The sequence below is a fragment of the Monashia sp. HAY1-11D genome (assembly GCF_056868035.1).
In genome coordinates this window covers 4,203,443-4,222,372 of the sequence record NZ_CP200320.1, presented here as the reverse complement: position 1 = coordinate 4,222,372, position 18,930 = coordinate 4,203,443, and the positions used below count along the sequence as shown (strand labels likewise).

16 protein-coding genes and 1 riboswitch are annotated in these 18,930 nt (G+C 73.9%); of the genes, 10 read left to right on the top strand and 6 right to left on the bottom strand.

Translation table 11 applies throughout. The annotated features are described in order from the left end of the window. Positions 1–35: 35 nt before the first annotated feature. Both AC1VM9_RS19510 and AC1VM9_RS19505 read right to left on the bottom strand, forming a co-directional pair. Positions 36–1,826 carry a DNA polymerase gene (locus tag AC1VM9_RS19510; protein ID WP_483123758.1) on the bottom strand — a complete coding sequence of 597 codons (1,791 nt, stop codon included), beginning with the start codon at positions 1,824–1,826 and terminating at the stop codon, positions 36–38. Continuing rightward, a complete protein-coding gene (locus AC1VM9_RS19505) occupies positions 1,819–2,967 on the bottom strand; it encodes a MalY/PatB family protein (RefSeq protein WP_483123757.1) in 1,149 nt (382 codons plus the stop codon). The genes AC1VM9_RS19510 and AC1VM9_RS19505 overlap by 8 nt, the downstream gene beginning before the upstream one ends. Before the next feature lie 268 nt (positions 2,968–3,235). On the opposite strand from AC1VM9_RS19505, the gene AC1VM9_RS19500 reads away from it, so the two are divergent. The 7 genes from AC1VM9_RS19500 to AC1VM9_RS19470 all read left to right on the top strand — a co-directional run bounded on the left by AC1VM9_RS19500 (position 3,236) and on the right by AC1VM9_RS19470 (position 11,093). Continuing rightward, positions 3,236–3,928: an EcsC family protein gene (locus AC1VM9_RS19500; protein WP_483123756.1), complete on the top strand. Its 693-nt coding sequence runs from the start codon at positions 3,236–3,238 to the stop codon at positions 3,926–3,928. A 136-nt stretch (positions 3,929–4,064) separates the two neighbouring features. Beyond that, a complete protein-coding gene (locus AC1VM9_RS19495) occupies positions 4,065–4,814 on the top strand; it encodes a YkvA family protein (RefSeq protein WP_483123754.1) in 750 nt (249 codons plus the stop codon). Between the two features lie 101 nt (positions 4,815–4,915). Then, positions 4,916–6,067, top strand: a complete 1,152-nt coding sequence (locus tag AC1VM9_RS19490) for a DUF4192 domain-containing protein (RefSeq protein WP_483123753.1) — start codon at positions 4,916–4,918, stop codon at positions 6,065–6,067. A 72-nt stretch (positions 6,068–6,139) separates the two neighbouring features. Continuing rightward, positions 6,140–6,254: riboswitch (SAM riboswitch) on the top strand. Between the two features lie 17 nt (positions 6,255–6,271). Beyond that, positions 6,272–7,507 (top strand): homoserine O-acetyltransferase MetX, encoded by a 1,236-nt coding sequence (gene metX, locus AC1VM9_RS19485; protein WP_483123752.1) that lies wholly within the window; start codon positions 6,272–6,274, stop codon positions 7,505–7,507. Between the two features lie 124 nt (positions 7,508–7,631). Continuing rightward, on the top strand, positions 7,632–8,030 hold the full coding sequence (locus tag AC1VM9_RS19480) for a universal stress protein (RefSeq protein ID WP_481339082.1): 399 nt from the start codon (positions 7,632–7,634) through the stop codon (positions 8,028–8,030). Between the two features lie 314 nt (positions 8,031–8,344). Further along, a complete protein-coding gene (locus tag AC1VM9_RS19475) occupies positions 8,345–10,024 on the top strand; it encodes an RNA polymerase sigma factor (protein WP_481344518.1) in 1,680 nt (559 codons plus the stop codon). A gap of 118 nt (positions 10,025–10,142) precedes the next feature. Next, complete coding sequence (locus AC1VM9_RS19470; RefSeq protein ID WP_483123750.1) at positions 10,143–11,093, top strand: rhamnan synthesis F family protein; 951 nt, start codon at positions 10,143–10,145, stop codon at positions 11,091–11,093. A gap of 15 nt (positions 11,094–11,108) precedes the next feature. Here AC1VM9_RS19470 and AC1VM9_RS19465 read toward each other — a convergent pair whose 3' ends face one another. The 4 genes from AC1VM9_RS19465 to AC1VM9_RS19450 all read right to left on the bottom strand — a co-directional run bounded on the left by AC1VM9_RS19465 (position 11,109) and on the right by AC1VM9_RS19450 (position 15,681). Further along, entirely contained in the window at positions 11,109–12,101 is a 993-nt protein-coding gene (locus AC1VM9_RS19465; RefSeq protein WP_483124050.1) for a transglutaminase-like domain-containing protein, read from the bottom strand. A gap of 89 nt (positions 12,102–12,190) precedes the next feature. Next, a complete protein-coding gene (locus tag AC1VM9_RS19460; protein ID WP_483123749.1) occupies positions 12,191–13,423 on the bottom strand; it encodes a TgpA N-terminal domain-containing protein in 1,233 nt (410 codons plus the stop codon). Then, positions 13,420–14,664, bottom strand: a complete 1,245-nt coding sequence (locus tag AC1VM9_RS19455; protein ID WP_481339052.1) for a DUF58 domain-containing protein — start codon at positions 14,662–14,664, stop codon at positions 13,420–13,422. Before AC1VM9_RS19455 ends, AC1VM9_RS19460 begins: the two co-directional genes overlap by 4 nt. An 18-nt stretch (positions 14,665–14,682) precedes the next feature. Next, the gene (locus AC1VM9_RS19450; RefSeq protein WP_481339050.1) at positions 14,683–15,681 is read right to left on the bottom strand and encodes an AAA family ATPase; all 999 of its coding nucleotides are present in this window, start codon (positions 15,679–15,681) and stop codon (positions 14,683–14,685) included. 482 nt (positions 15,682–16,163) lie between these two features. Between AC1VM9_RS19450 and mraZ the strand changes: the two genes are divergently transcribed. From mraZ to ftsL, 3 genes are all read left to right on the top strand, one after another. Then, positions 16,164–16,595: a division/cell wall cluster transcriptional repressor MraZ gene (gene mraZ / locus AC1VM9_RS19445; RefSeq protein WP_481339048.1), complete on the top strand. Its 432-nt coding sequence runs from the start codon at positions 16,164–16,166 to the stop codon at positions 16,593–16,595. Between the two features lie 272 nt (positions 16,596–16,867). Then, positions 16,868–17,878: a 16S rRNA (cytosine(1402)-N(4))-methyltransferase RsmH gene (rsmH, locus tag AC1VM9_RS19440; RefSeq protein WP_483123747.1), complete on the top strand. Its 1,011-nt coding sequence runs from the start codon at positions 16,868–16,870 to the stop codon at positions 17,876–17,878. After that, the gene (ftsL, locus tag AC1VM9_RS19435) at positions 17,875–18,534 is read left to right on the top strand and encodes a cell division protein FtsL (protein ID WP_483123746.1); all 660 of its coding nucleotides are present in this window, start codon (positions 17,875–17,877) and stop codon (positions 18,532–18,534) included. The genes rsmH and ftsL overlap by 4 nt, the downstream gene beginning before the upstream one ends. The last annotated feature ends 396 nt before the right edge of the window (positions 18,535–18,930 follow it).

The following is an 18,930-nucleotide window of genomic DNA, read 5'->3' as shown; positions in this document are numbered from 1 at the left end:
CGACGGGGCCCACGGACCCGAGGGGGGCCGGCGGGTCAGCCCTTGGCCTCGCTCCAGCGGCGCACCAGCGTCGTGTCGGAGACGAACCGCACCGTGTCGGTCCCGGCCCACGTCCGGGCCGCCCGCTCGAGCGCGGTCCCGACCGCGGCGGCCGCCTCCTCACCGTGCTCCTCGGGCACGTGGACGAGCAGCTCGTCGTGCAGGCACAGCACGATCCGGCCACCGAGCGGCGCCACCGCGTGGCGCACCGTGGCCGCCCACGCCTTGAACAGCTCGGCCGCCGACCCCTGGATGATGGCGTTGCGGGCGTACCGGCCGCGTCCCGCGTCCGCGGCGGCCGACGACGGTCGCCCGGCGAGGACGTCCTCGCCGGGCTCGAGTCCCTGCGGCGGCGCGCCGGGGGAGCCGAAGCGGATGAGCCGTCCGCCGTAGGTACGGACCGGGCGCCGGGCCACGCCGTCGGCGAAGGCCCGGTCGAGCAGACCCATGGCGACCGGGTAGGCACGCTCGAGGTCCTTGAGGGCCTCGCCGGCCGGACCGGAGCGCTGGCCGTACATCGCCGCGAGGACGGCGACCTTCGCGGTGGGGCGGTCGGCTCCGAGCTTGGCGGCGACCGGCGCGTAGAGGTCGTCGCTGCGCGTCGCCTCCGCGAACGCGCGGTCGGCGCTGACGACGGCGAGCACGCGCGGCTCCACCTGGCCCAGATCGGCGCGGACGAACACGTGCCCCGGCTCCGCGGCGACAGCCGGGCGCAGGGGAGCGGGCAGGTTGTGCAGGCCGTTCTGGGCGGTCATCCGCCCGGCCGCCCCGTCGCATGCGGTCCAGCCACCACGCAGCCGGTCGTCGGGGCCGACGTGCTCGTCGAGCCACCGGTAGCCGTACGTCGTGGCGATGCGCTCGTCCTTGCGCCAGCGCAGCAGCGCGTCGACGAGGGCATGGGTCCGGCGGTAGGGCTCGAGGACGAAGGCGCGGGTGTTCGGCACGTCGACGCCGACCGACAGGAGCAGCTCGCGGACCTGTCCGGGGTTGCGCAGGTCGGCGCCGGGCCGTCCCGGGGCATGGCGCAGGACGTCGTGGTCGCGGTCGGCGCGGATGCGAGCGGCGTCGGCGTCGTCGACCGGGCGGGGGCCGGCCGAGGCCGTGATGAGCTCCTCGGCGACGTGGCGGTCGACGGGCAGGCCGTCACGCTCGAGCTCGAGGCAGAGCACCGCGGCCGCGGACTCGGACCAGACCGTGCGCTCGAGTCGCCCTGCGGCCGCACCACCGATCCGCCGGAGCGACGCCTGTTGGGACAGCTGGCACTCCAGGGCCAGCTCCGCGAGGGCGCGCACGCGCTCGGGAGTGCGGGCCCACGTGAGGGCGTCCGGACGCAGGTGGCCGTCCGAGGTCCACAGCGAGGGGTCGTCACCGGCGACGACGTCGAACAGGTCGCCGTCGAAGCCGCTGAGGTGACCGACCCGCGGGCGCGGCACGTCGAGCTCGTCCAGGCCACGGCAGCCGGCGACGACGTGGCCGGGGGTGGCCCACCAGCCGCCGTTGACGATGCGGTGGGCCTCCGCGAGGTCCCAGGTGCGCGGCACGTCCACCCCCGCGTCGACCACCGGGCGCAGGGTCGAGGATGCCGACCAGACGACCCACCGGGGCCGCATCGAGGCGGTGAGCCCGGCCACCCGGTCCACGAGGTGCGAGAGCGACACCCGCTCGTCGACCCCCTCGCCGACGAGCGCCGCCTCCGACGGCCCGACGACGAGGGCCACGAGGGGGCTCCGGCCGCCGGGGGTGACCGCCACGTGCTCGTCCGGAACGCGGGTGGCGCTGTCAGCCAAGGGATCTCGCGATCCGGTCGATGGCCTCGGTGAGGATCTCGGGTGAGGTGGCGAAGTTGACCCGGGCGTGACCGGCCCCGGGCGTGCCGAACAGGGGACCGTCGGACAGGGCGACGCGCGCCGTGTCGACGAGACGCGTCGCGGGCCGCTCGCCGAGGCCGAGCCCGCGCAGGTCGAGCCAGGCCAGGTAGGTGGCCTCCGGCACCGTGAGCTCGGCGCCCGGCAGGCGCTCGGCCACGAGCCGGGCGAGCAGCGTGCGGTTGGCGTCGAGCTCGTCGAGCAGGCGCGCGAGCCACTGCCGTCCGTCGCGCCACGCCGCGACGTGCGCGACGACGCCGAGGTGGCTGGCCCCGAACGTCACGAACGGGTGCAGGCGACGCACGTCGGGCACGGCGTCCGGCCCCGGGGCGATGACCGCGGCCTTGAGGCCGGCGAGGTTCCAGGCCTTGGAGGCCGACGACACCACGATGCCGTTCTCGGTGCCGGGAACGGCCAGGTACGGCGTGAAGGTGCTCGTGGAGTACACGAGCGCGCCGTGGATCTCGTCGGACAGGACGCGCACCCCGTGCTCGTCGGCGAGCCGGGCCACCGCCGCGAGCTCGTCCGCGGTGTGCACGGTGCCAGTCGGGTTGTGCGGGTTCGACAGCAGCAGGACGGCCCGCGCCCCACCGTCGGTCGCCGTGGCGAATGCCCTTGCGAGGGAGTCGAGGTCGAGCCGGTGGCCCTCGCCCAGCGGTGCTTCGACGACGCGCCGTCCGGCGGCCTCGACCACCTCGAAGAAGGCGTTGTACACCGGTGTGGTGAGCACGACGGGGCCGCCCGGGTCGGTGAGCAGCCGAAGCAGGTGGGTGACCCCGGTCAGCACGTCGGTGACGCGGACCGTCGTCGCGGGGTCGGGCCGCCAGCACCACGTGGCCTCGGCGTGGTCGGCGAAGGCCTCGGCGTAGTCGTCGGTCCACGCGTAGCCGGTGTCGCCCCGCCGCATCGCCTCGCTCACCGCGTCGACGACGGCGGGACAGGGCAGGGCGTCCATCTCCGCGATCCACAACGGCAGGACCTCGGGCCCGTACCGCCGCCACTTGACGCTCGTGCGGTCGCGGCGCAGGTCGTCGAGCGACGCGCCGAGGATCGGTCCGGACATGGGTCGACCCTACGAGACGCCGCCCACGCTGCTGCGTCCACGCGTCCGTCCGGGTCCGTCCACCGACCGTGCGCCGTCCGTCCGGGGGGCGTGGCAGATCGCCGCGGCGTTGGCGCGCACCGCGGCGCCGAGTCGTCATACGGTGGCGGGGGAGGGGTCGCCGGGTGCGGCCGCAGACGCGACGTCGTGCGAGGAGTGAGGGCCGGTGGGCTTGTTCGGATGGGACAGGGGCGGGGCAGTGCAGACCTCGGACGCAGGGACCGAGCAGGTGGGCGAAGGGGCGGACGGCGGCGCGCTCTCCCGTGCCGCCCTGCCCGCGGAGAGCGGCCTGACGGGCGCTGCGACGCGGCTCGTCGAGCGGCTCCTCGACGTCGGCATCGACGGCAAGGGCCCGTTCGACTCCGCCCACGAGGTGGCCGCGAAGGCCCTGCGCGACGCCCACGGCGACGCCGAGCAGGCCCTGCGGATCATCGCTCGCGACCACCGGCAGCTCGGCGCCGCAGGTGGGTTCGTCACGGGCCTCGGCGGCTTCTTCACGATGCCGGTCTCGCTGCCCGCCAACCTCCTCGAGTTCTACCTGCTCGGCACGCGCCTGACCGCCGCGACCGCGAAGGTCCGCGGGTACGACATCGACCAGCCCGAGATCCGCTCGGCGATCCTGCTGACCCTCGTCGGCGCCGACCGCGACGACCTGCTGAAGAAGGCCGGCCTCCACGCGGCCGGGGGCCGGCTGTCCATGCTCGCGCTCGACCGTCTGCCCCCGCCGACGCTCATGGTCGTCAACAAGGCCGTCGGCTTCCGCCTCCTCGGACGCATCGGTCAGGGCACCTTCGCCCGTCTCGGGCGGGCCGTGCCCGTCGTCGGTGGCGTCCTCGGCGCCGGTGTCGACGTGTACATGCTCGGCCGGATCGGCCAGCAGGCCGCCAAGGAGTTCCCGCCCGTGGCGACGTTCGGTCGGTGACCTCACCGATGACGGCCCCGACGCCCGGCCGAGGCCGCGCACGCGTCCTCCATCCCGGCGGACGCGTCGCCGGCGTCCCCGCGCACACGACGTCGGCGCCGGGAATCCATCTGCCCGGCCGCTCGTTGGGGCGGGCATGAAGACCGCCTCTCGGCTCAAGCTCGCCGCGACCGTCGCGTCCGTCGTGCGCGCCTCGACCCGCCCGGGCGCGCCCCGGCTCGGCGAGCGCGTGCAGGCGGTGCCGCGGCTCGTCCGGGCCACGCTCGACCGCACGTACGCCGGCACGTCGCTGGGCAGGCTCGCGCTCGTCGCGGCGGCGGTCGCCTACGTGGCGTCACCGCTGGACCTCGTGCCGGAGGCCATCCTGCCGGTCATCGGGGTGGCCGACGACGCCGTGGTGCTCACCTGGGTCGTCAAGGCCTTCCTCGAGGAGACCGACCGCTTCATCGCCTGGGAGATCGGCCAGGGGCTGCACCGGCCCGGGACGTCACGCCCGGGTGCTGCCGAGCGGACGCCGCGGACCCGCGCCGAGCAGCCCGGGCAGGCGTCGGAGTCCCCGACCGCACCGGACGACCGCGTGGGGACCGCGCTGGGGACGCCTGCCGACGCGCGGGCCCGGCTCTGGGCCGGCCAGGTCGCCGACGGTCGACGCCGCGACCGTGACGTGACCGGGGCTGCCGCACCGGGCCGTGTCGTCGGGCGGCTGACCGGCTCGACAGGCGCCTCGGGGGCACCGACCGCAGGCGGCCTCGGAGCGCAGCGCCCGGCGGACGGCCCGCGCTCGACCGGCCCGGGTCGATCCGAGGGGGTACGCCTGCCCGAGGGGGTCCGCCAGGCGGCCACCGACTACGTGCTCGAGTCGGTCCGCAAGCGCCTCGAGCGCTGACGCAGCACCGTCGTCCACACCCCCTCCGCGCCTGGCGGCGCGGTCCACAGGCGGCCGGCGGGGGAGTGCCGCTCCGCGCCGGCCGGGGGCAGCCTTCGGGCATGCCGAAGATCTCCCTGTCCGGACCGGCCGACCTGCTGACGGTCCTGCCCTACCACCTCGGTTTCAGGCCCGAGCGCAGTGTCGTCGTGGCCTGCTTCCACGGCCGGCGCCTCGGGCTCGTGGCCCGGCTGGACCTCGTCGCCCCACCCGACGCCGCCGCGGCGGCTGCGCAGATCCTGCCCGCCCTGGTGCGCGAGCGGCCGAGCCGCGTCGTCCTCGTCGGGTTCGCCGGCGGCGCCGCCGACGAGGATCCCGCACCGTTGCTCACCGCCCTGGGCGACGCGCTCGAGGCTGAGCTCGTCCCGGTGGGCGACCGGCTCGTCGTGCGCGAGGGCCGCTGGTTCGGGCTCGACTGCGCCTGCTGCCCACCGCCCGGGCGAGCCCTGCCGGACGTGGCCGACGTCCCGGCCGTCGCCGAGTACGTCGCCCTGGGCACCGTCGTGCTGGGCACGCGCCAGCAGCTCGCAGCGCTCGTCGAGCCCCTGCCGACGCAGGACCCGCGTCACGACGACCGGCTCGCCGCGGTCGAGGCGTGGGCCGAGCGGCACGCCCACTCGGATGTCGGGACCGGCGTTGCCGACCGCCGGGCGCGCGCTGCCCTCGTCGACGAGGCACTGGGGGCGTGGGTCCGCCTCGTGCGCCGCGGGCTCGGCACCGAGCCGACGCCGACGACGCTGGCCGCGCTGCTCGGCCCGCTCGTCGACGTCCGCCTGCGCGACCTGCTCGTCGCGTGGGTGTGCCCCGGGACCCTCTCCCTGGAGGCCTGCCCGCGCGACCTCGTCAGCCGGTTGCGCCGCGCACTCGAGGCCGACACGTCCTCCCACGACAGCCTGCCGCGGGACGTGAGGGAGGTCGTGGACGAGGAGATCGAGGAGGACATCGACGAGATGCTGGAGGGGAGCGGCGGGTGGGACCGCGCGCTGACCGAGCGAGTGCGCCTGGCGCGCCTCGAAGAGCTGTGCCGGGCGACCCCCGCCGCGTGTGCGGCACCGGTCCTGGCGGTGGTGGCCGCGTACGCCTGGTGGCTCGGCGACGGCGCCCACGCCTCCGTCGCCGTGGACCGTGCCCTCGAGGTCGACCCGCGGTACCGGCTGGCACAGCTCGTGCGGCAGTCCCTCGACTGGGGCCTGCGTCCCCGCAGCTGCGCCTGACCTGCCCTCCAGCCGTCCAGCCCGTGGACCCGAGGGCCACGCCTCGAGACGCGGTCGCGTATGGTGGTGGCAGGTCATGAGCGCCAGCGCCAAGCCCCGGCTCGCTGGCCGGCAACCCTCCTTCGCGGTGGGGTGCCCCGGGTGAGGACCAGGCCGCACCGGCACGGGACTGCGGCAAGCGCGCACACCCGAGGAGCAGCCAGAATGACTGTGACCCACCGGTCCGGCCAGGTCACGCGCCGTCCGGCCCGACGCCAGCAGGGTGTCGACGGCTCGCAGCCCGTTCGTCCCGACGTCTCGGCCGACCGACGCGGCGACGGCGTCTGGCGCGAGGGGGACCCCGTCGGCAGGCGGCAGTTCGTCGACGTCGGTGACCTCGAGCTCGAGCGCGGGGGCGTCCTTCCCGAGGTCCGGATCGCCTACGAGACGTGGGGCCGGCTCAACGAGGCCCGCGACAACGTCGTCCTCGTCGAGCACGCCCTCACCGGCGACAGCCACGTCGTCGGTGAGGCGGGCGAGGGCCACCCGTCGCCCGGCTGGTGGAACAGCCTCATCGGTCCGGGGCAGGCCGTGGACCCCGAGGACTGGTTCGTCGTCGCCGCCAACGTCCTCGGCGGCTGCCAGGGCTCGACCGGGCCGGCGAGCCCCGCCCCGGACGGGCGCCCCTGGGGCAGCCGCTTCCCGTACGTGACCGTGCGCGACCAGGTCGCCGCCGAGCGGGCGCTGCTGACCGAGCTCGGCATCACGCGGCTTGCCGCGGTCGTCGGAGGTTCGATGGGCGGCATGCGCGCCCTCGAGTGGGCCGTCAGCCACCCCGACGACGTCGACCGCTGTGTCGTGCTCGCCTCCACGCCCTACGCCACGGCCGAGCAGATCGCCTGGTGCCAGCCGCAGCTGCTCGCCATCCGCAGCGACCCCCACTACGCCGGCGGCGACTACTACGACACGGACCACCGTCCCGACACCGGCCTGGGCCTCGCCCGGCGCATCGCGCACGTGACCTACCGCACCGAGACCGAGCTCGACGACCGGTTCGGTCGTCAGGCCCAGCTCGGCGAGGACCCGTTCAGCCTCAGCGAACGCGCCGCCGGCAGAGGGCGTTTCGCCGTCGAGTCCTACCTGGACCACCACGCCGGCAAGCTCGCCCGCCGTTTCGACGCGAACTCCTACGTCGTGCTCACCGAGGCGATGAACTCCCACGACGTCGGCCGCGACCGCGGCGGCATCGAGGCGGCGCTGGCGCGCGTCACGGCCGACTGCACCGTGGTGTCCGTCGACACCGACCGGCTGTACCCCCCGCGGCTGTCGGACGAGCTGCATGCGGCTCTCCCCGTCTCGACGCGCGTCTCGATCACCTCCGCCTACGGACACGACGGCTTCCTCATCGAGGAGGAGCAGGTCGGCTCGGTGGTCCGCGAGGCCCTCGCGCGTCCGCGCTGACCCCGACGCCTCGGCAGGCCCGGCGCGCAACGCGATCCGTCCGAGCGCGCGTGCCGGTGCCCGCGGCCACCTTTTCGGGTACGGTGCGAGCACCCGGTTGTTGCCGTACAAGGAGGTCCGCGAAGTGGCCATCGTCGTCGGATACGTCGCCACCAAGGAGGGACGCGCGGCGCTCAAGCGAGCCGCCGAGGAGTGCGTCCTGAGGGGGACCAAGCTCGTCGTCATCAGCTCCCACCGGGGTGGGAAGGACTTCGACGCCGACGAGGCCAGCGCGTTCGAGGCCGAGCTCGAGCGGGTCACGACCGTGCTCGAGGACAAGGGCCTGGAGCACGAGGTGCGCCAGCTGGTCCGGGGCAACGACCCGGCCGAGGACCTCATCAGCGTCGCGGAGGCGGAGAACGCCGACTTCATCGTCATCGGACTGCGTCGCCGCAGCCCCGTCGGCAAGCTCATCCTCGGCTCCAACGCCCAGCGCATCCTGCTCGACGCGTCCTGCCCGGTGCTCGCCGTCAAGGCCGGCTGAGCCCGCCCCGCCCGCCGGCGGGGTCGTGTCACACCGGGTCGGCACCACCGCGCGGCCCGATCCGTTCGCTCGCACGCCGTTGCGCGTTTTATAATGTCCGAGTACCGGATCGCAAGAGGCACACAGCGAGATCGTCCGAGGGGACCCGACTCCGACAGGCCACGCTCTTCCGGCACGAACCCCCGTTCTCGCTCGTTGTGATGTGGCATGCCCGCGTGCTCACGTCGGCCCGCACCACACGAGACCCGCGATGAAAGGCGACTGCATCCGTGCCGAAGGCAACACCCGCTGGACCCCCGAAGACCCTGCCCAAGGTGTTCCAGCACGAGGCGATCATGCAGCTCCTGGTCAAGGGCAGCACCAACGGAAGCATCACCGGCACCGAGATCGCACGAGCGCAGGCTGAGGCAGCCCTCGACCTGAAGCAGATGAAGCCGGTCCTCGTCACCCTCGAGGCCCACGACATCGAGATCGTCGTCGACGCGCCGCACACCGACACGAAGAAGCGAACCCGATCCGGGACCAAGGGAGGCACTGTGGCCACCGCACGTTCCACCACCGCTGCTGCGACGACGACCGCCAAGAGGACGACGACCGCCAAGACGACCGCCAGGAAGGCCACCCCCGCGACGAAGGCCGGCGAGGCCGAGGCCACCGCCGAGGCCGAGGGCGCGGCGGCGCGCAAGGCGCCGGCCAAGAAGGCCGCCACGAACGCCGGCGTCGCCAAGGCCGCCGCCAAGCCGGCCGCGAAGAAGGCCGCCGCCAAGAAGGCCGCCGGCAAGACCGCCCCGAAGAAGGTGGCTGCCGCCGAGGTCGCCGGGGACTCGGACGAGCTCGAGGACGATGACGCCGAACCCGAGGACGCCGACGAGAGCGAGCTCGTCGACGTCGAGGTCACCGACGACGACGACAGCGACGAGACCGACGAGTCGCCCGCGGCAGAGGACACCGAGGAGGGCGACGACGACACGGTCCCGGTCGCCACGGACGCCGCCGCTCCCGCCGAGGAGGCCGAGGAGTCCGGGTTCGTCATCCGCGACGACGACGAGGACGACGCCCCCGCGCAGCAGGTCGTCACCGCCGGTGCCACCGCCGACCCCGTCAAGGACTACCTCAAGCAGATCGGCAAGGTCGCCCTCCTCAACGCCGAGCAGGAGGTCGAGCTCGCCAAGCGCATCGAGGCCGGCCTGTTCGCCGAGGAGAAGCTCAACTCCGGCGACAAGATCGACATGAAGCTCAAGCGCGAGCTGTGGTGGATCGCCCAGGACGGCAAGAAGGCCAAGAACCACCTCCTCGAGGCCAACCTGCGTCTCGTCGTCTCGCTCGCGAAGCGCTACACCGGTCGCGGCATGCTCTTCCTCGACCTCATCCAGGAGGGCAACCTCGGCCTGATCCGCGCGGTCGAGAAGTTCGACTACACCAAGGGCTACAAGTTCTCGACGTACGCGACGTGGTGGATCCGTCAGGCCATCACCCGCGCGATGGCCGACCAGGCCCGCACCATCCGCATCCCGGTGCACATGGTCGAGGTCATCAACAAGCTGGCCCGTGTCCAGCGACAGATGCTCCAGGACCTCGGCCGCGAGCCCACCCCGGAGGAGCTGGCCAAGGAGCTCGACATGACGCCCGAGAAGGTCGTCGAGGTCCAGAAGTACGGCCGCGAGCCCATCTCGCTGCACACCCCGCTCGGCGAGGACGGCGACAGCGAGTTCGGTGACCTCATCGAGGACTCCGAGGCGATCGTGCCCGCGGACGCCGTCAGCTTCACGCTCCTGCAGGAGCAGCTGCACTCGGTCCTCGACACGCTCTCCGAGCGCGAGGCGGGGGTCGTCTCCATGCGCTTCGGCCTGACCGACGGCCAGCCGAAGACGCTCGACGAGATCGGCAAGGTCTACGGCGTCACGCGCGAGCGGATCCGCCAGATCGAGTCCAAGACGATGAGCAAGCTGCGTCACCCGAGCCGTTCGCAGGTCCTGCGCGACTACCTCGACTGACGCGTGGACTCGCGGACGGTCCCGACGCGGGCCGGGTGGCTGGATGCCGCCCGGCCCGCGGGTTCGTCCCCCCGCGTCGGTTCCGGAGCAGGCCCTGCCACCGAAAGAGGAGTCCAGCGTGCCCTCCACCGTCCACCGACGCGTCGCGGTCATGGCCCACTTCGACCCCGACGGGCAGCTGGCGCCGCACGTGCGACGGTTCGTCGACCAGCTCGCGACCGTCTGCGACCGCGTGGTCCTCGTCACCACGAGCGGCCTGGGCCCGGACGGTGAGCGGTGGGCTGCCACACGCCCCCACCTGGAGGTCGTCCAGCGGCCCAACGTCGGGCACGACTTCATGAGCTACCGGTACGGGCTCGAGGTCGCGCACGTCGAGTCCGGCCACGAGGTCGTCCTGTGCAACGACAGCTTCGTCGGGACGACGGTCCCGTTGCTGCGGATCTGGAAGCGGATGCAGCGACGGCGTTGCGGCTTCTGGGGGCTGACGTCGAACACGGAGATCGCGCCGCACGTGCAGAGCTACTTCATGGTGTTCCGGCCCGAGGCCGCCGGCAGCGAGGCCTTCCGCTCCTTCTGGGAAGGGGTCACGGTCCTGCCGGACAAGAAGCAGGTCATCCACTCCTACGAGGTGGGTCTGAGCCGCCGGCTGCTGGAGGCCGGCTTCGAGTGTGCCGCGTACTTCCGGCCGGGGCTGCGCGACACGTGGATGGCCCTGAACCGCGTCGCGTGGCGTGCCCGGCCGGACACCGTCGCCGGCGGTCGGGCCCGGCTGCTCACCGTGGCCCGGGAGATGCGGGGAGTGCGGCGGGACCGGTGGAACCCGACCATCGTCCTGGCCGACCGGGTGCTGGGCGGTCGCCTGCCCGTCGCCAAGCTGCAGGTGTTCCGCGAGGACCCGGCCCGTCTGGGGGCGGCCAGCCTGCTGGCCCGGTGCGAGCAACGCCACCCCGAGCTGTTCGAGGGGGTCCGGGCCTACCTCGAGCGGACGGCGCCCGCGTACACCACCGGCCTCACCGAGCACGCGCCACCGGCGTCGCACGCGGCGCTCTACCGCCGGGTCCGCTACTGAGGCGACGACCTCACGTCAGCGACGGCGGGTCCGCGAGCCGAGGCGGGCGGGCAGCCCGCGCCACCACTCGACGCCGGCCGCGGGCCAGAAGAAGGAGCGCAGACGCGTCTGCCAGGCGCGGGTGCGCCCGACGTTGCGGCGGATCGCGCGGATGTCGCTGTGCAGGCGGATCGCCTCCTGCGGCGTCGTCCGCTCGGGCCGGTCGTACCGGGACTTCTCCAGCGTCGCGGTGACTCGTCCCATCGCCGTGGCGTTCTCGGTGTCGAGGTGGCCCTCGGTGACGTACCGGTGCCGCAGCTGGCGCAGCGTGACGCCGTCCGGCGCCGACAGGCCGAGGTCACCGAGGTGCGAGGTCAGCGCCTCCCACTCGGCCTCGATGAGGTCCTGACGCGTGACGGCGGCTCGGCGGCGCCGGGCCCGCAGCAGCCAGGCCGTCAAGGGCATGACGAACGCGGCGAGGAGTCCGATGAGGACGGCGAGGACGACGGCGAGGTGGCGCAGGCTGAAGACCGACGCGAGCGTGTCGCCGAACGAGGGCTGCGCCGCCACCGCCGTCGTCGTCGTGGTCGTCGCCCGGGTCGACGTCGGCCGCGCGGTGCTCCCGGACTCGGTGTCGTCGACCGAGCGGCCACCGCCCGTGCCGCCGGAGCCGGCGCCGACGACGGCGTACGGCGGTGGCGTGCCCGAGCGCGCACCCGGCGTCGGCTCGAAGCGCAGCCATCCGTAGCCCTGGAAGTACAGCTCGGGCCATGCGTGGGCGTCGGACGCCTTGACGACGTACTCGTCGCCGGAGCGGTTGCCGGGCAGGAAGCCGATGGCCATCCGGGCCGGGATGCCCTGCGCGCGGGCCATCATGATCATCGCCGTGGCGAACTGGACGCAGTAGCCGCGGCGCGTGCGGTAGAAGTTCTCGATCGGCTCGAGGAGCCGGCCGGCCTCGTCGCGCAGCGGCTCGCCCAGGTCGAGCGTGTAGGTGTACCGCGACGTGTCGCGCAGGTGGTTCTGGATCGCGATCGCCTTGTCGAGCGGGTTGTCCGCGCCGGCGGTGACCTCTGCGGACCACCGCTCGATGAGGGCCCGAGAGCGGTCCGGGATCGTCAGGTCGTCGTCGGTGAGGTCGGCGGGGTCCGGCGGCCCGGAGTCACGCAGCTGGGCGGCGCTCGGCGCGATGTCGGCGTAGGTGATCTGGTAGTCGGCGACCGCCTTGTCGACGCGGACGTCCCGGGTCGCCGGGTCGATCCGCCAGCCGGTCCCCGGCATCGACACGGCGACCACGGGGAAGGGGGCGGCGACGCGGGGCGCGGACAGCGTGTTGCCGGTGACCGAGATGACGTAGTCGCGACGCTGCGACGGTGGGGGCAGGGGCATCCCGTCGACGGGGCCCTTGTCCGTCGTGCCGAGCCCTGCCACTGGCCGCGGGAGTAGTACGACGTGGCGAGCACGCGCAGCGGCGGCCGCGTGAAACCGGTCGTCGTGTACCGCAGGACCGGGGACTGGTTCGTGTCGTTGAGGCTTCGGCTGAGGTCGAGGGTGTTGTTGAAGCCGACCGAGCCCTCGCCGCCGACACCCGAGCGCCCGAGTCCCTCGGTGAGGTAACGGGGCGGGAAGTGCGGCACGACGGCCGGGACGGCCAACGCCAGGACGACGCCGGCGGCTCCCACCCGCACCGCCGCGCCGGAGAAGGAGCGCAGGGCGGCGCGGTCGTGGGCCGCCTCGTCGATCTCGCTGTGCTCGGCCGGTCGGGCGGTGCCCCAGCGACCGAACTGCGCCCGGGCCGTCGTGTGGAGCATGACGAGCCAGAGCGCGACCGGGACGACGAAGTAGCGCAGCGCCAGTGCGGAGTCGCCGTTCGCGGCGGTGATGAGGTAGGCCGTGAGGAGGGGCAGCCCCGCGGCCGCGGGGCTGCGCCAGGTGGCGGCCGTCGCGTCGACGCTGATGGCGACGACGGCCACGACGACGAGCATGCAGAAGGTGACGCCGTCGTTGAGCGGTGCGGGCGCGGTGTACCGCTGGACCGTCTCGAGCGCCTGGAGGCCGAGGCCGTTGAGCACCTCGGCCGTCTGCACGGTCGGCACGACGAGGTAGGCGAAGGTGCCACCGGCCACCCGCACGACGAGGAAGGTGCCGAGGACGAGCACCTGGAGGGCGACGACCAGCGTGCGCGAGCGGGTCAGGCCGCGCAGGACGAGTCCGACGGCGGCGACGACGGACACGACGACGACGGCCTGGCCGAACCACGTCGCCTCCGTGAAGAGGCTGGTCACCGGGTAGCACGCGGTGAGCGTCGCGAGGGCCCCGAGCAGGGTGATGCGCCAGCGCCGGCGGGTCATCGGCTGCCTGCCACGGTCGCGGCCGTCAGGACGGCCCAGGCGTGGGCGATGTCGTCGGCGCGACCGGCGCCGGCTGCCCGCCAGCCGGCGAGGCGCAGCGCGTCGACATGGCCGCCGGCGTCCTCGGCGTCGCTCGGGCCGAAGGAGCGGGCGTCGACGACGAGGGCCAGCCCGGTCGTTCCCGGCTGGCGCAGGCTCGCCACGCGCGAGGTGACGACCGGGTCGTGCGGGCCGATGATGGCCACGACGAGCCCGCCCGCGGCCGCGAGGGCCTGCGCGGCGCGGAGGATCTCGTCCTCGCCGCTGTCGTCGCGCAGCTGGGTCACGGCGAGCACGTCGAGGATCTCGTCGACCGGCATCGGGTCGGTCACGCGCGTGCTCGCGACGGTCTCGGCGCACAGGAGGTGCACTGCGTATCCCGACTCGGCCAGGTGCACGGCGATCGACGCCGCTGCCGTCACGCACCACTCGAAGGAGCTCGTGGCGCCCGACCCTCCGTGCGCCGAGGGGCGCGGGTCGAGCAGGACGACTGCGCGGCGCTGGGCGGGGCGGTCCTCCTGGCGCACCATGAGGTCGCCGGTGCGGGCCGTGGCGGGCCAGTGGATGCGCCGCAGGTCGTCGCCGTCGCGGTACTCGCGGATCGTGACGTCGTCCTCGCCGTGCAGCGCGATGAGGTGTGCCTGCTCGCCCTCGGAGCCGACGCCGGCGCTCGGGTGCCGGCTCGAGCCGAGGGGGTGCACGGCAGGCAGGATGACGAGGTCGGCCGTCCCCTCGAGGACGGCATGGCGGTTGGCCAGCCCGAAGGGGTCCTGCACCTGGACACCGAGTGGGCCGAGGCGGTGCCGGCCCCGCAGGTGCGACCGCACGCCGTAGTCGATGGCCCGGACGCGTCCGGGCGGGATGCGCCCGACGACGAACCGGGGGCGGTCACCCAGGACGTAGTCGATGCGCTCCTCGGCCAGGAAGAGCGGCGTCGTCGAGCTCGAGACGTTCTCGAACGAGAGCGTGACGTGGGCGTCCTGCCCGACGCTGATCCGCTCGGGATGCGCGTGCCGTTCGATGCGCATCCGGGTGCGTCGCGTGCGCACGAGCGCCGCGGAGATGACCGGCAGCGCGACGAGGAGCACCCCGAACCGGGTGATGTCGCGGAAGCCGAAGACGACGCCCGCGAGAACCAGGACGACGCCGGAGCCGAAGAACGCCCGTCCCCGGGTCGTCAGGACGCTTCGCAGGGCACGCACGGGCCGGCCCTCCGCCCCTCAGCGCGCCGCCGGGGGGACCGGCACCTGACGCAGGAGGTCGACGACGACGTCGGACGTGGTGCGCCGGGCCAGCTGGGTCTCGCTCGAGGGGATGAGGCGGTGCGCGAGGACCGGACCGGCGAGGACCTGCACGTCGTCCGGGATGACGTGGTCGCGACCCTCGAGGGCGGCGTGGGCGCGCGCCGCCCGGAGCAGGTGGAGGGCGGCCCGCGGCGAGGCGCCGAGGCGCAGGGCGGTCGTGGCGCGGGTCCGCGCGACGAGGTCGACGATGTACTGGCGGACCGCGGGACTCGCGTGCACGCGGGTGACGGCCTCGACGACGCGGTTGATGGTGGGGGCGTCCGTGACGGGGGCGAGGGCCTCGAGCGGGGAGCGGGCGCCGTGCGTCTCGAGCAGCTCCAGCTCGGCCTGCGCCGCCGGGTAGCCCATCGAGATGCGGGCCATGAACCGGTCGCGCTGGGCCTCGGGGAGCGGGTAGGTGCCCTCCATCTCGATGGGGTTCTGGGTCGCCATGACGATGAACGGTGCCTGGAGCGTGTAGGTCGTGCCGTCGACGGTGACCTGGCGCTCCTCCATCGACTCGAGCATCGCCGACTGGGTCTTGGGCGAGGCGCGGTTGATCTCGTCACCGACGACGACGTTGGCGAAGATCGCGCCCGGACGGAAGTCGAAGCGTCGGGCGTCCTGGTTGAAGACGCTGACGCCCGTGACGTCGCTCGGCAGCAGGTCGGGCGTGAACTGGATGCGCCGCACGGTCGCGTCGATCGAGCGCGCGAGCGCCTTGGCGAGCATCGTCTTTCCGACGCCCGGCACGTCCTCGATGAGCAGGTGGCCGCCGGCGAACAGGACCGTCACGGTCGTGCGCACGACGTCGGCCTTGCCCTCGATGACGCTCGTCATGGCCGCGACCAGGCGGTCCGCGACGTCGTGGACGAGGTCGAGGTCGGTCCCCCCGGCACCGGCCGTGGTGTCGAGTCCGGTCTCCGTCGTCGTCACTGTTCCTCCGCTTCTTCCCCATGTCGGTGCGCCGGTCCGCTCGTGGCGACCCGACGCACTCCGTCACGTGATCTTCCCCCATGGACCTGCCGTGCCGGTAGTGACCGACGTGCCGTGACTGCAGGGAGTTCCTGCGGGCCGCGGGCCACCCGCGGCTCCCCGGTCGCCCGGGACCTCCTCCACTCTCCTCCACCGGGACGACGACCGGGTCCGGTTGGTTCGTTCCGTGTGTCCTCCGCGTGCTCCGGGCGTGCCGCCCGGCCGGGTCCGGGGAGGCAGGGCAGGTCGGGCAGAGCGCGACGCCGCGGTGACGGGGAGTGCTGCCCTCCACTTCGCACCACCGCCGCTGACCTGCGCAAACGCGACGCGCCGGACGCGATTTTGGGGGAAACGTCGTTGACGGTGGAGGGAAGTGGAGTATCGTGGAGCAACAAGGTGGGAGTGGGGTCGCCTGCGGGTCGGACAAGGGGAGGTGGCGGACCGTGTTTCTGGGGACGCACACGCCTCGTCTCGACGACAAGGGCCGCATCTTCCTGCCGGCCAAGTACCGCGACCGGATGGCCGAAGGGCTCGTCGTCACGCGTGGTCAGGAGCGGTGCCTGTTCATCTATCCGATGGACGAGTTCGTCACGGTCGCGGAGCAGATGCGCCAGGCGCCCACGACGAGCCGAGCCGCTCGCGACTACATGCGCGTCTTCCTCTCCGGCGCGTCGGACGAGGTCCCCGACAAGCAGGGGCGTTTCACCATCCCGGCCAACCTGCGCCAGTACGCCGGCCTCGACCGCGATGTCACCGTCATCGGTGCCGGCTCGCGCCTCGAGGTCTGGGACAGCACCGTCTGGAACGACTACCTCGAGCGGACCGAGCAGGCGTTCGCGGACACGGCCGAGGAGGTGATCCCCGGCCTCTTCTGAGCAGCTCGACCCGCTCGACCGCACCCTCGCGCCGTACCTAGGCGCCGGCCTCCAGCCGCTTCTCCTCCCGGGACGACTTCCCCCGTCCCGGGCGGCGCAGCGGATGGGGACCAGCCCCCAGGTGCAGCACCGCCGGACCCCGCGCCGGCCCGCACCGTCGGCCACCCTCCACCTCCACTGCCGCATCGCACACCCCTATCCCCGAACCAGTCACACCAGCAACTTCAGTAACACCAGCCCCACTGGCAGCAGAACGAGCGTGAGGACGCCCCATGAACGACCGAGGACCGGCGCAGGAACGGCACGTGCCCGTCATGCGCGACCGGATCCTCGACCTGCTCGCCCCGGCCCTGGACCGGCCGGGCGCGGTGCACGTCGACGGGACCCTCGGCATGGGCGGCCACGCCGAGGGCGTCCTCGACCGCTTTCCCGGGTGCACCGTCGTCGGCATCGACCGCGACCGTGAGGCCCTCGCCCTCGCCGGCGAGCGACTCGCCCGGTTCGGGGACCGCTTCCGCCCGGTCCACGCCGTCTACGACGAGATCCGCGAGGTCGTCGACGACCTTCGGCTCCCGGCCGTCCACGGCATCCTCTTCGATCTCGGGGTCAGCTCGCTGCAGCTCGACGAGACCGACCGGGGTTTCGCCTACCGCGTCGACGCCCCGCTCGACATGCGCATGGACCAGTCGACGGGTCTCACCGCCGCCGACGTCCTCAACACGTACACGGCCCAGGACCTCACCCGGATCCTGCGCGAGTACGGCGAGGAGCGCTTCGCGCGCAAGATCGCCGCCGCCGTGGTCCGCGACCGGGAGGTCGAGCCGTTCACGACCTCGGGCCGCCTCGTCGAGCTGCTCCGACGCGTCATCCCCGCCGCGTCGCAGCGCCAGAGCGGTCACCCCGCGAAGCGGACCTTCCAGGCCCTGCGCATCGAGGTCAACGACGAGCTGGCCGTGTGGCGCCGGGCCATCGAGGAGGCGGTCGCGGTGCTCGCCGTCGGCGGCCGGATCGCGGTGCTGTCCTACCACTCCCTCGAGGACCGGACGACCAAGCGCGCGTTCGCCGCGGGGGCCACGTCGAGCGCGCCGCCGGACCTGCCCGTCGAGCTGCCGGAGCACGCCCCCTACCTGTCCCTCGTGACCCGTGGGGCCGAGGAGCCCTCGGCCGACGAGGTCGCCACCAACCCGCGGGCCGCCTCGGCCCGCCTTCGCGTCGCCGAGCGCGTGCGCGACACCTCCACGCACTCCGCCCGCAGCACCACCACGAAGGGACCCACCCGATGAGCCAGATGACCGCCACGGCCCGGCCGCTCCGTGCACCGCGACGGGCGCCGGCCGCCGCGCCGCTCCGCGTCATCCCGACGTCGATCGCCAGGACCGGCAACGGCGCCTTCGCTGCGCTGTGCATCGCCCTGCTCGTCGGCGGGCTCATCGCGCTCCTGCTGCTCAACACGGCCCTGGCCCAGGGCTCGCTCGCGCTCGGTGACCTCCAGCGCGAGTCCGCGCGCCTCGACGACACCGCGAGCAACCTGCACGAGCAGATCGACGCCGCCTCGGCGACCGGTGCGCTCGCCCGCAGCGCGTCCGCGCTCGGCATGGTGCGGATGAACACGCGCGGCTACGTCGACCTGCGGACCGGGACCGTGAGCGGGAACCCCGAGCCGGCGACGAAGCAGAACGCCTTCCCGATCGTCACGAGCCCGACGCCGCCGACGGTGACCAAGAAGGTCCGCAGCGTCCTCGCGAAGGCGACGAAGGTCGCCACCGCCGAGGAGGCCGCGGCGAAGGCGGCCGCCGGCGCCACGGCAACGGGTGTGAGCGGGGCGTCGGGTGCCGCCACGCCGACGACGCCGGATGCGACGCAGTCGGCGACCTCTGAGCCCACACTGGGCACGACGCAGCAGCCGAGCCAGGGCACGGCCCCCACGACCACGAGGTGACCCCGTGACGCAGACCCGAGGTGGTGACCCTCGGCGCACCGGCCGCGGGGCCGCACCGTCCCGGACGCCGAGCCGGCAGGCCCCCCGCCAGGGTGCTCCCGGCGCGGGGGCAGCCCGCGCCGGGGCCCCGCGTGCGGGTACCCCGAGCGGGGGTACCCAGAGGGCGGCTACCCCGCGGCCCGGGCGCTCGGCCGGCGACGGCACCACGTCCGGCCCCAAGGCCGCCACGACGTCGCCGCGTCCGACCGAACGTCCGACCGAACGTCCGACCGGACGTGGGCGTCCGACCGGGCGTCCGAACCCGACCGGCACCGGACGGGGAGCGGCGCCGCGTCGCGCCCCGGCGGCCCGCCGCAGCAGGCCCCGTCGCCCGCTGCGCATCTCGAAGGTCAACCC

Excerpts from the sequence above, each read along its gene's own strand:
- AC1VM9_RS19505 (WP_483123757.1), bottom strand. The coding sequence starts at position 2,967 with ATGTCCGGACCGATCCTCGGCGCGTCGCTCGACGACCTGCGCCGCGAC.
- AC1VM9_RS19495 (WP_483123754.1), top strand. The coding sequence starts at position 4,065 with ATGAAGACCGCCTCTCGGCTCAAGCTCGCCGCGACCGTCGCGTCCGTC.
- AC1VM9_RS19490 (WP_483123753.1), top strand. The coding sequence starts at position 4,916 with ATGCCGAAGATCTCCCTGTCCGGACCGGCCGACCTGCTGACGGTCCTG.
- metX (WP_483123752.1), top strand. The coding sequence starts at position 6,272 with ATGACTGTGACCCACCGGTCCGGCCAGGTCACGCGCCGTCCGGCCCGA.
- AC1VM9_RS19460 (WP_483123749.1), bottom strand. The coding sequence starts at position 13,423 with ATGACCCGCCGGCGCTGGCGCATCACCCTGCTCGGGGCCCTCGCGACG.
- rsmH (WP_483123747.1), top strand. The coding sequence starts at position 16,868 with ATGAACGACCGAGGACCGGCGCAGGAACGGCACGTGCCCGTCATGCGC.
- ftsL (WP_483123746.1), top strand. The coding sequence starts at position 17,875 with ATGAGCCAGATGACCGCCACGGCCCGGCCGCTCCGTGCACCGCGACGG.